General features: G+C 47.5%; 11 protein-coding genes and 1 riboswitch. Of the genes, 5 read left to right on the top strand and 6 right to left on the bottom strand.

Annotation, left to right across the window (positions count from 1 at the left end; translation table 11 throughout):
• Positions 1-5 precede the first annotated feature (5 nt).
• The 5 genes from MKY75_RS02120 to MKY75_RS02100 all read right to left on the bottom strand — a co-directional run bounded on the left by MKY75_RS02120 (position 6) and on the right by MKY75_RS02100 (position 6,785).
• On the bottom strand, positions 6-1,163 hold the full coding sequence (locus MKY75_RS02120; RefSeq protein ID WP_340884162.1) for an SMP-30/gluconolactonase/LRE family protein: 1,158 nt from the start codon (positions 1,161-1,163) through the stop codon (positions 6-8).
• A gap of 153 nt (positions 1,164-1,316) precedes the next feature.
• Complete coding sequence (locus MKY75_RS02115; RefSeq protein ID WP_340884160.1) at positions 1,317-2,330, bottom strand: zinc-dependent alcohol dehydrogenase family protein; 1,014 nt, start codon at positions 2,328-2,330, stop codon at positions 1,317-1,319.
• 360 nt (positions 2,331-2,690) lie between these two features.
• Positions 2,691-3,752: an EAL domain-containing protein gene (locus tag MKY75_RS02110; protein ID WP_340884158.1), complete on the bottom strand. Its 1,062-nt coding sequence runs from the start codon at positions 3,750-3,752 to the stop codon at positions 2,691-2,693.
• 271 nt (positions 3,753-4,023) lie between these two features.
• A complete protein-coding gene (locus MKY75_RS02105; RefSeq protein ID WP_340884155.1) occupies positions 4,024-6,126 on the bottom strand; it encodes a bifunctional 2',3'-cyclic-nucleotide 2'-phosphodiesterase/3'-nucleotidase in 2,103 nt (700 codons plus the stop codon).
• 224 nt (positions 6,127-6,350) lie between these two features.
• The gene (locus tag MKY75_RS02100) at positions 6,351-6,785 is read right to left on the bottom strand and encodes a pyridoxamine 5'-phosphate oxidase family protein (protein ID WP_340884154.1); all 435 of its coding nucleotides are present in this window, start codon (positions 6,783-6,785) and stop codon (positions 6,351-6,353) included.
• A 268-nt stretch (positions 6,786-7,053) separates the two neighbouring features.
• Positions 7,054-7,164, top strand: a riboswitch (TPP riboswitch).
• 193 nt (positions 7,165-7,357) lie between these two features.
• Here MKY75_RS02100 and MKY75_RS02095 point away from each other — a divergent pair.
• From MKY75_RS02095 to MKY75_RS02075, 5 genes are all read left to right on the top strand, one after another.
• Positions 7,358-8,401 carry an ABC transporter substrate-binding protein gene (locus tag MKY75_RS02095; protein ID WP_340884152.1) on the top strand — a complete coding sequence of 348 codons (1,044 nt, stop codon included), beginning with the start codon at positions 7,358-7,360 and terminating at the stop codon, positions 8,399-8,401.
• 497 nt (positions 8,402-8,898) lie between these two features.
• A complete protein-coding gene (locus MKY75_RS02090; RefSeq protein ID WP_016818835.1) occupies positions 8,899-9,192 on the top strand; it encodes an MTH1187 family thiamine-binding protein in 294 nt (97 codons plus the stop codon).
• Positions 9,189-9,965 carry an ABC transporter permease gene (locus MKY75_RS02085; protein WP_029514693.1) on the top strand — a complete coding sequence of 259 codons (777 nt, stop codon included), beginning with the start codon at positions 9,189-9,191 and terminating at the stop codon, positions 9,963-9,965. Before MKY75_RS02090 ends, MKY75_RS02085 begins: the two co-directional genes overlap by 4 nt.
• A gap of 44 nt (positions 9,966-10,009) precedes the next feature.
• Entirely contained in the window at positions 10,010-10,960 is a 951-nt protein-coding gene (locus MKY75_RS02080) for an ABC transporter ATP-binding protein (RefSeq protein WP_069010756.1), read from the top strand.
• A 55-nt stretch (positions 10,961-11,015) separates the two neighbouring features.
• The gene (locus MKY75_RS02075) at positions 11,016-11,825 is read left to right on the top strand and encodes a TatD family hydrolase (RefSeq protein WP_340887052.1); all 810 of its coding nucleotides are present in this window, start codon (positions 11,016-11,018) and stop codon (positions 11,823-11,825) included.
• Between the two features lie 104 nt (positions 11,826-11,929).
• On the opposite strand, the gene nfsA is transcribed toward MKY75_RS02075, so the two are convergent.
• Positions 11,930-12,673, bottom strand: a complete 744-nt coding sequence (gene nfsA, locus MKY75_RS02070; protein WP_318627665.1) for an oxygen-insensitive NADPH nitroreductase — start codon at positions 12,671-12,673, stop codon at positions 11,930-11,932.
• Positions 12,674-12,767 lie beyond the last annotated feature (94 nt).

The raw sequence follows: 12,767 nt of genomic DNA, 5'->3' as shown, positions 1-12,767 counted from the left end.
CAAGCTTATTTGGTTAAAAGCACGCGATGAACACCCTGGCTGCCTCCAGGAGCTGTACCTATATATAAATATCCATCATGGTTTACAGCCGTGGTTACCCCATAAAGCGAGCCTTCAGGATCATGCCAGCTTCCGATGAGTTTACCCTGCGGATTAAGCTCCACAGCAAGTCCATGCTTCACAGGTGCGCTTGCACCGCTGAGCAGCGATTGAGGCAATTTGGCCATCATTCCAGCCAGCCACGGGCTTCCATGCATCTGATCTACAAAGGGAATACGTGTCGTGAAGAGACCGACCCAGAAATGGCCTTGATCATCACGCGTAATGTTATCCGGAAAACCGGCGAGATTATTCGCAAAAATATCCGAAGTCCCTTTCTTCGGCCCTTTGAGCCAGTATCGGGTCAATTGGTAGTGATACGACTCTGCCACAAGTACAAAATCTTCGTCCGCAGACAAGGCAACCCCGTTCGCAAAATAAAGACCTTCCAACAGAACTGTCGTCTGCTTGGTCGCCGGATTATATTTCAGCAAACGTCCATGCGGCTTGTTCTCGGCGATTTCTTTGAAGACTACACTGCCATAATTGGAGGTGTCAGAAAAATAAATAGTACCATCTTTGGCAATATCCAGTTCGTTGGCCAAATAGATCGGTGTGTCGTCGACTTGATTGGCCAACACCGTCACGTTTCCGGAAGGATCTACCGATAGTAGCCCCTTCTTAACATCCGTAACGATCAGATTTCCACTTGCGTCAAACATAAGTCCATTGGGCGTTCCTTTGGTATCTGCATATAGCTGGGCCTTTTGCGGATTGCCCTTTGTATCAAAGGCAACCTTATAAATTTTCCCGTCGGAGTCTCCCGTATATAAATTTCCTTCCTTGTCAAAGGTGATAAATTCCGGAAACTTAGGGGCATCTGTAACAAGCGCGGCGGAGCTGAGTTTGTTGTTTTGTTGCCATGGACCCGCTTGTTCAAAAGAGGGGGCCGAAGGTGCAAGCCATTTTGCAGGCTGTACAGGGGAAGGGATGAACATAAAAATAACCACTCCCAGAAGGATTACCGACAGCAGCGATAATCCGGTTCTGCGTACCCACTTACGCGGTTTTTTATTCTTTCTTTCTTGAGAATCTTTGACAGATAAATCAGGTTTACTGGGCATTAGAGTGCCTCCTATGTAATGTGAATAATATTTCAGCATTTTGCATAATTCAATTCCCAACGCTCGAAAGTACACTATATAGACGAACTAAACCGTTTCGATCTATATAGTGCTGATTTGAAATTGCTCTTGGGATTTATGCAAAATGCTCATTTATATTTGAACGACGATTTTACCGAAATACTGTTTTCCTTCAGCCAAAAGTGCGAAGGCTTCGCCGATTCGGCTGAGCGGGAATACCCGGTCGATGACAGGATGTAAACGATGGCGGGAAATGGCACGATTCATGTTTTCGAAATGTTCCCGGTTACCAACCTGGCTGCCGCGAATCGTCGCAGCCTTCTGCAAAATGCTGGTGACATCGAACTCAGGAATGGTCAAGCCCGATAAGAATCCGACCATGCTCACAGTCCCTCCAGTACGAAGTGCATTGATGGATTGCGCCATTGTTGCCGCTCCCCCTACATCCAGAACATGGTCGACTCCGCCGCCTGTCAGCTCCAGAGCTACCTTATCCCACTCTGGAACCTCCGAATAGTTGATTGTCTGCCATGCGCCGAGAGCCTTTGCCCGTTCCAGCTTGTCATTGCTGCTCGATGTGATAATTACCCGTGCTCCCGCCATCAGAGAGAATTGAAGCCCAAAGATGGAAACACCGCCTGTTCCTTGCAAGAGCACCGTATCTCCCGCTCGTAGCCCACCTGATTCCATCAGCATGCTCCATGCGGTTAATGCCGCAATCGGCAAAGTGGAAGCCTCCTCCCAAGATAGATGATCCGGAATGGCGACGACCCCTTCTTCATGCAGAACGATATATTCAGCCGCCACTCCACTGAGCGGGCCTCCCAGACTGTCCTTTAAGACCTCCGCTCTCGTGCTCCCGCCAATGAATTTCTGTTGTAAATTTGCCGCTACTCTTTGTCCAACCTGAAATTTTGTCACCCCTTCGCCCACAGCTACAATTTCACCCGCTCCATCGGATAACGGAATGAAGGGAAATTGAATGCCGATCGGCATGACTCCGTTAATAATTACCAAATCACGGTAATTGAGGGACGCTGCCCTTATGCGGATCAGAAGTTCCAGCCGTCCCGGCACCGGTGTGTCAAGTTCCGTCAAGGTTAACTCTTCAAAGCCAAAACCGTTTTTCAGTTGCACTGCTTTCATTTTGGTTGTCCTCCCTGTAATGTTAAACCTTTTACCTAATATAGATACAGTGTATCACCAAGGGAACACTGTTTCTTATATAGTACACTGTATCCAATTCTCTTCAAAACGTCAATCTTTACTTTTTAAAGAAAACGGTCGTAAACTGCTTCCGGGCTTTTAACGTCCCTTACCAAGTAAAATTGGAGACTGGATGGCTTTGCTTGCCAGAGCTTGTTCAGGTGGGCAAGCATGACCAAAAAACGCGAGTTGCAGGGGTGAAATAACCTCTGCACTCGCGTTTTTTACATTAATGCTTATACGACAGCCTTATTTAAGCTCCAATTTTTATAAACTACATCTACTTAAATTTGTTCCTGCCTATATTACGCTGCTAAGCATAAAATTGGAGGGCGGACCGGGCTCCGGCTTGCCAAACAAATAACCCTGAGCCAGTGACACACCTGCTTCACGACAAAATTCAAAATCCTCTATCTGCTCTACTCCTTCAGCCAACACTTGGCCTCCAAAACGAAAAGCCGATTCTACAATTCCTGTGATTTGCCGCTTCTGATTACTGTTACTATGACAGCCGTCAATTATGCTACGGTCAATTTTGACATAATCCGGCTGAAGGCAATTCATAAGCTCTGTCGTAGAATAGCCTGCCCCCACATCGTCCAGGGCAACTGAAACTCCTCGATTACGATACTGCTCAAAGATATGATGCAAAAAATTAAGGTCGTCTATCTCTTCCGTTTCTACGACCTCAAATACAAAATCCTTCGTACTCATGGATAACCGATTAATCGTCTCAAAGGTGTGATTCAAGCAATAAGCCGGATTATAAATGGTGGAAGGGAGAAAGTTAATAAAACGTTTAATCCCCGCCGGAAGGCATGTTGCACTTTTTTCAATTGCGGAAAAACGAGCCGAGCGATCCAGATGAGCATGCAAGCCAGCTTCACGGGCGATTTCAAACAGTCGGAAAGGCTGAAAGGGTCTCTCCGCATGTGACGGACGCAGCAAAAACTCAAACCCGATAATATCCAGTTTGTGGTCAACAATAGGTTGCATATGGCTGGAAAAACTTTGATCCTTAATAATACTCACGATATCCGGATGTTGCAGTCTGGCTTGCAATTGACTAAATAAAAGCCAGTCCTCATATCCTTCGACATGATGCAAGCCAGTCACCACAACTTGTATATGGTTCAAGTATTCCTGCGGCAGACGAGCCAGTCCGTTAACCAGCTGTTCCAACTCTGAACGGCTGTCATAGCGAAACTCTATGCCGCCCTCACGCTCATGTTGCTGCTTCATTTGTTCCGATAGCATACCCAAACCATCTAATGCTGGAGTAAGCGACACCCTGGAATACCTAATTCTAAGCAATCCTTGATCCTTTATAGGTAATATGATGCTGCAATTGCTGCATGTCATAATGGTCCTCCTCGGAACAATTTTCCGGTTTTTTCACCATTATATCACAAATAACTAGAACAAAAGTACTATATAATTACGGTTTTTTACAAAAAAGCGGCTTATTCTTAACGATAACCTAGGACTTAAGTGCATATTCGACAAAAACAATACCTTTTTACACTCATAATAATTCAGGGCTATTTTTTTGATATAAAAAAAAGCAGCAAATCTCTTGGTTAAAGAGACTCGCTGCTTCATTCTGATATTAAGTGGAAACTAAAATTCGAAGTTATTTGGACGCCTTTGGCTTTGTTGTTTTAGCTGGTTTAACAGCCGCCGGTTTGCTCGTTTTAACAGCTGGCTTTGCTGTTGCTTCCGCGGGAGCCACAGCTTCCTTTACAGGAGTCATTGCTGTACTAGGCTTAGCGCCAGCTTTTAAGCTGTATTTGGCAAAGCCGTCTGCCGCGCTGCTCAAATATGAAATTTGTTGATTGCCTGCCAGCACGTCTTTGGCATCAGGAGAGGACTCGAAAGTAACCTTTGCCTGACCAAAAGAAGCAATAGACCAGTTGCCATCCGCCGATGGATTAATCGTTCCGTTCGTACGAATATAGTCAACAACGACTTGACGACTTTCATCCGGTGCTGCCATCACAATTCGTTTGCCATCTGGGTTGGCCAGTTTGGATGAGGAAGCACGATAGTTATTGGTGGCTACGATAAATTTCTGTGCAGGATCTATAGCCTTTCCATTGTATTGCAGATCCTTGATACGATGCGCTGAAGAATCAATAATAGTTCCCTTGGCATCATACCGTGCAGGCTGCGTTACATCAATCTGATAATTCACACCATCAATGACATCAAAATTGTAGGTTGGGAAATCCTTGTTGATCAGCGATTGCTCCTCAGTTTGCTTTGGATCAATACGGTTGAACTGACCCGCAGACCACTCCAGCCATTCCTGAATTTCAGCACCGGTCACTTCTACAGCATGAACCGTGTTCGGGTACACATACAGGTCGGACACGTTTTTAATCGCTACCGTACCTTCAGGAATATTAGTGTAATACTCGGCTCCGTTTCGACCGCCGGCCTTGAATGGAGCGCCTGCCGACAATACTGGAAGATTTTCGTATTCAGTTCCTTTAAGATGGTTTTGAACATACCATTTCTGTGCATTCGTCACAATTTGAATGGAAGGGTCGTCCTGCACTAATGCAAAATAGCTGGTAATTGGCGCCGTCGTTGTTCCTACAGGCTGGCGAATATAATCCAGCGTTCCTTGATGCTCTTCTTTGACCGCATCAATCAGTTTAAATTCAGGGATAAACTGCACAGTCTGATTAGTGGTGCTCACAACCGGACGCACTTGAGATTGAGAGTTAGTCACGTTCCACTCGCGATTTTTCTTTTCTAGGCTCAGGTCAATGATACCCAGATCCTTGCCCCATGAGGAAGCTTCCACGGCTGGTACGCCATTAATGGTTCCCTTATCCAGATCTACACCCTTCATATCTTTAAAATCAGGGCCAGGGAAAGATTTATGAGCATGCCCAAACAGAATAGCGTTAATTCCGTCCACCTGGCTCAAATACTTAACGGCATTCTCCATCAGTGGCGTTTGTGGCACATCCTCATAACCGGTATGCGCAAGCACGACAATAATGTCAGCACCTTCCGTCTTCATTTGAGGAATAAACTTTTTCGCCGTTTCCACAATATCCTTCGTAACGACTTTATCCTTCAAATTGGCTTCATCCCACTGCATAATTTGAGGTGTGACCAGACCGATCACACCCACTCTGAGTGTATGCTCTTCGCCCTTCTCGTCCGTTACTGTTTTATCAAGAATCTGATAAGGGGTAAAATAATTCTTAGTAGCTTGGCCCCCTTTATCAACATAAACGTTCGCATTTACATAAGGAAAATCAGCTCCCTTGAGCGATTTGTCCAGAAAGTCGAGACCGTAGTTGAATTCATGGTTGCCCACTGTAGCTGCATCATAGCCCATCAGGTTCATCATCTTGTAGACCGGATGGACACCGCCTTCTTTCTCAAAGGTTTTGTTGCGGGCCATATAATCGCCTAATGGGTTGCCCTGCAGCAAATCACCATTATCGAACAGCATACTGTTTCTTGTTTCACTACGTGCCTTCTGGATCAAGCTAGCTGTACTAACCAAGCCATACTCGTTGGTTTCTTTGTCCGAATAGTAATCGTAGTTCATCAGGGACGCATGGATATCCGTTGTTTCCATGATCCGCAAATTCACCGTAGCGCTATCACGAGAATCACTAGCTGCCCAGGATGGAGCGGCTGAAAACACCAGCATGCTACAAGCTACAACTGCTGCTGTAAACCCTTTAAACCAATTTTTACGAAATAACAAAATATACCCCTCCTCATTAAGGTGTATGCCTCATATACATACTTTTGCACATATATGTAAGCCTTGAACCCACCATTTCTATTTTAATCCAACGCCAGACAAAAGAGTAGTCATTTACTTAAAATTATTTATGAAAAAATAATTAATTTTCTCAAACATAAAAAAACCAGCAAACCTCCTAATAAAAACTCGGAGATTCACTGGTTTATCCATTTATATTCGTACTATTTCTTCCACACCTGGCGCTCCGTTTGCTGACCCACATACTCAATGCAAGTCGGATTCACGTCCAGAATGACATAATCGGGATCGTCCGGTCCGGAGAACCATTCCTTCAAGGAATCGTTCCACACTTGTTTGCGCAGCCCCTCATCAGCTGTAATCTGGACGGTAGCCTCCACTTCTACAACTTCCTTCGTACCGCCAACCTCATAACCCAGCAGCAGGTAAGCATTCGGATTGTCCTTTAGCTCATCCACTTTATGCGTTTTGCGATCTGTCGCCAGATGAATGTTCATTCCATCGTTAAAAAGGGCCATATAGCGTACTTTCGGTTTGCCACCCTCTACCGTACCTAACGAACAAAATTTGTTGTTATCCAAAGCCTTCACAATGGCTTGTTCCAGTTGGTTGCGATCCAATGTTTCCGTTTTACCCACAGTACAACAACTCCTTTTCACGAATTAGAATTCTCTACGGCCATACCATTGGGCACCAGCCCATCTGAACCTACCTGCGCAGCTGTTCTGAAAATAACATGACCGGATCGAATCGGTTTGATTCATACTCATTTTCAGATCAAAGCTCACAGTAAAAGTGTACCCTGTCGTTCGGCAAATGAACCGTCATCTCTCCCTTCATGCTGGACAGACCCGCATTCAAAGCATATAATCGTCGTAGTAAACCCGAATAAATGACCCATTAAACCATACAATGCAGGGGTGCTGGAATCGGCCGGCTGAGAGTGTGTCCCAAGACACTGACCCTTACAACCTGATCTGGGTAATGCCAGCGTAGGAATGCTTAAGCAAGATGTGCCTTTTTTACATAGGACCATCCCTTACTTTGGTATATACAAGCGCAAGCGTCCCGGAAACTCGGGGCGCTTTTTTTGTTGAGGATTAAGTTGTTGGAAAGATCGCGTCCGGCAGATGTTATTTTTATGAAAATGGGAAACTTAAGCTGTCTGATTGGATGGATAACGGGTAATCAAAAGGAGAGAACACTAACGATGAAGCGCATGAAAATATTAACCCTGGGACTGATCAGTCTGTGGCTCATGGCCCTGACCCTGACCGCTTGCGGTGGAAGTCCCCCTACATCCCAAGAAGCGGCTTCCGCTACCGACACTCAAACGTCTACTCCGGCAAAGGGGCTCAAAGATGTTAAAATCGTGCTCGACTGGACACCCAATACGAATCATACGGGACTCTATGTCGCCAAGGACAAAGGATTTTACGAAAAAGCAGGTTTGAATGTCCAAATTGTTCAACCTGGTTCAGGCGGAGCCGATCAAATGGTTGCTTCTAATGCTGCACCTTTTGGTATCAGCTACCAAGAAGGCGTCACACAGGCTCGCACGCAAGGTGTGCCGCTTGTATCCATCGCTGCGGTGATTCAGCATAATACCTCAGGCTTCGCAGCCCCGGTAGATCGCGGAATTAAAAGCCCGAAAGATTTTGAAGGTAAAAAATACGGCGGTTGGGGCTCTCCCGTAGAAGAAGCGGTCATGAAATCCATCATGGATTCAGACAAAGGCGATGTGAGCAAAGTGAAGATCGTCAACATGGGCAATGCAGACTATTTTACAGCCGTGAAGCGGGATATCGACTTTGCCTGGATTTTCTACGCATGGACCGGAATCGAGGCCCAACTTCGAGATGAGCCATTGGATATGCTGTATGTAAAAGATTATTCCAAAAGCCTCGACTACTATACGCCTGTAATTGTGAGCAACGAACAAACGATAAAAAATGATCCCGAGCTGGTTAAAGCGTTCATGGATGCTACCGCACAAGGCTATGAATACACTATCGCTCATCCGGAAGAAGCCGCAGACATTTTAAGCAAAGCTGTACCGGAGCTGGATAAAAAACTGGTACTTGCCAGCCAAAAATGGCTGAGCCCGCGTTATCAGGACGATGCCGCACAATGGGGTGTGCAAAAAGCGGAGGTATGGCAAAACTATTCGGACTGGATGTACGAACGCAAGCTGCTCAGCAAGCCTTTGGAAGTCGATAAGGCCTTCACAAACAACTTCTTGCCCAAGCGCTGACCATTTGTTAAAACGCTAAATAAGACTGAACTAGAGAAGTGAACGAAGCCCTACTACGCAGTCGGATGGTGCTTCCCATCGCTGTTGTACCCAGATTTCTTTTATGAATATCCAGAGGTTGAAATCTGGGTACAAAGGCGAACGCTAACGCTTGACAGCACCATTCCGCCCACTTCGTTCTCGTTCAACTTGGTTTATTCTTTAGTTTCATATTATCTAAGCGCTAAGTAGGTGCGCTTGTGTGTTAAAAATGCCGCACAAACCAGCTTTAAAAATAGGGTGCTTTTAAGGCGGGCAGCAGCGGAGCGGTTCATTTGAATCTGGAGAAGCGGAGCGTTCGCCTTTGCAGGGGAATTCTTACCTTTGAAAACTTAAATAATCCAAGAATCCCCCTGCAACAGCGATCGTAAGACCAAATGAAACGCGGAGCGGTCTCAAACGCCTTAAACCACCCTATTTTCTCTAAAACACTCCAAATGAAGGACAGGTGAATTTGCATGGCTAATACACTGCTCAGTATTCAAGTAATCCCTAAAACTCCTAATAACGAGGACTCTTACCCGTATGTAGATAAGGCGATTGAGGTCATTCAGCGCTCCGGTGTCAAACATCAGGTGAACCCATTGGATACGACCATGGAGGGCGAGCTCGACGAGTTGCTGAAAGTGGTTAAAGAAATGCATGAGGCTTTGACGGAAGCGGGCAGTCCCAGCGTCATTTCACAGATCAAAATCGCACATAACCCACAAGGCATCAGCATGAACAAGCTGACCGAGAAATATCGCCCATGAATCCGAAAGGCAAGAACGCATCCTGGTGGAAAAGCGTATGGCCGCCCCTTGTGGCGGTCCTCTTCTTTTTAGCAGCCTGGCAGGGGGCGGTTTCCTATTTACATATTGAATCCTGGCTACTGCCAGCTCCATCCCTCATCGTACAGGAGGGCATGGCCCAGACGGCGCTGCTTGGTGCCCATACATGGGCTACAATTCGCCTGACACTTGTGGGATTCGCTATAGGGACAGCAACGGGACTGTTGATCGCCATCGTTCTTCATACCATTCCTTTTCTCAAATCCGCCCTGTATCCGCTGCTTATCCTGAGCCAAAACATTCCGATCATCGCCCTGGGGCCGCTGCTCATGGTGTGGTTTGGTTTTGGCATGCTGCCCAAGCTGATGGTCATTACCTTAGTATGCTTTTTTCCCGTGGCTGTAGCGACCATGGACGGGCTGACACGGACGGACCGTATGATGATGAACTATATGCAGATGTCGGGTGCAGGTCGCATGGCTATTTTTATGAAGCTGGAGTTGCCACACTCGTTGCCGCAGGTATTCTCCGGCATCAAGATTGCTGCCACCTACAGTGTGATGGGCGCAATTATTGCCGAATGGATTGGTGCGAGCGAAGGAATCGGATATTATATGCTGCTGCAAAAATCGGCCTATCGCACGGACCTCATTTTTGCCGCCATCGGCATCATTGTCGCGCTCAGTTTACTGATGTTTGTCATCATAGTACTACTGGAAAAATGGCTGGTTCGCTGGAAACCGGATCAGGAATAGCTTCCTCCTTGAATTAAATACAGCAAAGAAAGGACGTGGCACATATGAGTCTGCATCCGACTGACTTATCATCACACAACGTGGCTAATGAACAACGAGCCGGGGACCAGCAGAGTCCTTCGACTGCCCCTTCTGCTCTGGAATTGGACGGGATCAGCCTCGCCTTCCGCGAAAAGCGAAGCTTACTGCCCGTGCTGCAGGATGTATCCCTCACAGTCAAGCCGGGAGAATTCGTTTCTCTCATCGGTCCGTCAGGCAGCGGCAAAAGTACGCTGTTTCACATCATCGGCGGGCTACTCAAACCACAGCAGGGACGTATCCGTATGCACGGACGAGACATGACTGGTGAACGTGGGCATATCAGCTATATGCCACAGCAGCCCGCCCTTTTCCCGTGGCGCACCACGCTGGATAATGTACTGCTTGGGCAGGAAAATGCTCCACGTAAAAATACAGCAGTCCCCCCTCAGTACGCCAGTGAACGCGAACGTCGCAAAGAAGCCCTGCAATGGCTCGAGCAGGTTGGACTAGGCAAATTCGCCAAGGCGTATCCACATACGCTGTCTGGTGGAATGCAACAGCGTGCAGCCTTTCTTCGCGCACTGCTCAGCCCGCAGGAATTAATGCTGCTGGATGAGCCGTTCAGCGCACTCGACGCGCTGACACGTGCAGATATGCAGCAATGGTTACTGCGGATGTGGGAGAAGAACCGCCGCTCTGTGCTGTTCATTACCCACAGCATTGAAGAAGCGCTGCTGCTCTCCGACCGCATTTATGTGCTGTCAGCGCGACCTGCTTCGGTGGTGCATGTCGTAGATGTCCCTTTTCCCCGCCCGCGTAGGGAAGAAATCACCCTCGATCCTCTCTTTATTGAATGGAAGCGAACCATGACCGGCTGGATGCGTGAGGAAAAGTACAAACTGGACGGCGACATGGACAATGCTCAGAGCGTTCACAAGAATATCCCGGAAGATGGATTGAATCGGCATGAGTGACGTAAAAGTTCGATGTGCATCGAAATGGAACAGCCAAACAAAGCTAGGCTTGGATTTGACCACAACAAGACCCGCTCCATTAATCGACGCGCACATTCATGTAGACAGCTACCCGCCCGAACAACAGAAGCTATTGCTCGCTTCACTTGCTGATAGCAGCGTCCAAGCTGTGATAGCCGTGTCGATGCATCTGGACTCCAGCCGAGCCAATCTACGGTTAGCCGAGCGTTACCCTGGGCTAGTACGGCCAGCCTTTGGCTTTCATCCCGAACAGGCCCTTCCACCGCAAACTGAGCTTGACCTCTTGTTCGACTGGATGGACGAACATGTACAGCAGATGGTCGCCGTGGGTGAAGTCGGCTTACCCTATTACAATCGGCTAGAAGCCTCGCAGAGCGGAGCTCCTTTTGACCTCGCTCCCTACATAGTGCTACTGGAGCGTTTCATCCAGTTTGCAAGCAAGCATAGCAAGCCCATTGTCCTGCACGCCGTTTATGAAGACGCAGACATCGCCTGTGACCTTCTGGAACGTCACGGCGTCACGCAGGCGCATTTTCACTGGTTTAAAGGCTCTGCCGCCACGACCGAACGTATCGCCCGGAACGGCTATTATGTCTCCTTCACACCGGATCTCCTGTACGAAGAAGAGATCCGCAGCTTGGCAAGGCAGTATCCGTCTGATCAGATCATGGCAGAGACAGACGGTCCCTGGCCGTTTGAGGGTCCTTTTACCGGACAACAGACACATCCACGGATGACTGCCGACGTCATTCGCACGTATAGCAAGCTGACGCATCAACCTGAATCTGCCGTCCGTCAACTATTTTATGAAAATACGAGACGTTTTTACTCACTATCTGATTGATAAAGTCTTATCAGCAAAGAACCTCCTTATTTACGTATGTTGGAGTTCCGCGTAAATAAGGAGGTTCTTGTATTTTGTAGAGTTCTCTTGTCGCTACTCAGATTTTATTGCTTCAGGAAACCCTTCTGTTCCAAAAATGGCTTCAACTGCAAGCGTGCTGGCTCGGTCAATCTTCCGGCCATTTGCTCAGACCATGGCGTAGAGCGTTGACCGCCCGTACGTTCCTTCAAATATTCCGCTGATGTGTGATCGTATACCTCTACAGCTTTCATCGTCTGATTTTTGTCGTAGCCGTTCATATGCAAAACACCGGACAGCGGAAGGCGTGGACGCAAGCCCGTTTCCTGATCCGGTACACCAATACACATACCGAATACTGGATACACCAGCTCTGGCAACCCTAACAACTCAGACACCTCTGCTATGTTAGTACGAATGCCGCCAATGTAGACGATGCCCAAGCCCAGTGATTCAGCGGCTACCGCTGCATTTTGTGCAGCTAACGCGGCATCAATGGTCGCAACCGTATAATTTTCAACGGACCCCTCATAGGAAGGCTGACCTGGCTGATGGTGGAGCGTGACCTGTTTCAAGCGATACAGGTCTGCGCACCATACCAAAAACGCAGGGCATTGCTCAACGTAAGCCTGCCCTCCTGCCAACTCCGCCAGTTTTGTTTTCAAAGAAGGCTCGGTAACGGCGATAACGGTATATGCCTGCACATTGCTGGACGAGGAAGCCATTTGGCCAGCTGCCACAATAGCTGCGAGCTGCTCGTCGGTAATGGGGGCTGACTTGAATTTTCGCACAGACCGGTGATTCATCAACAAGGAAATCGTATCATTCATGACTGCTTCACTCCTAATCCATAATATAAGCTCTTTATCTACTTCAAGCTGTGAGTATACGAAGAAGTTCTTGCATGCTTGCATGGCACTCCTA

Source organism: Paenibacillus sp. FSL L8-0663, assembly GCF_038008125.1.
In the GTDB taxonomy this organism is placed as follows: Bacteria; Bacillota; Bacilli; order Paenibacillales; family Paenibacillaceae; genus Paenibacillus; species Paenibacillus polymyxa_D.
Note: the sequence above shows the minus strand (reverse complement) of the source record. Positions and strands in the feature narration are given on the sequence as shown.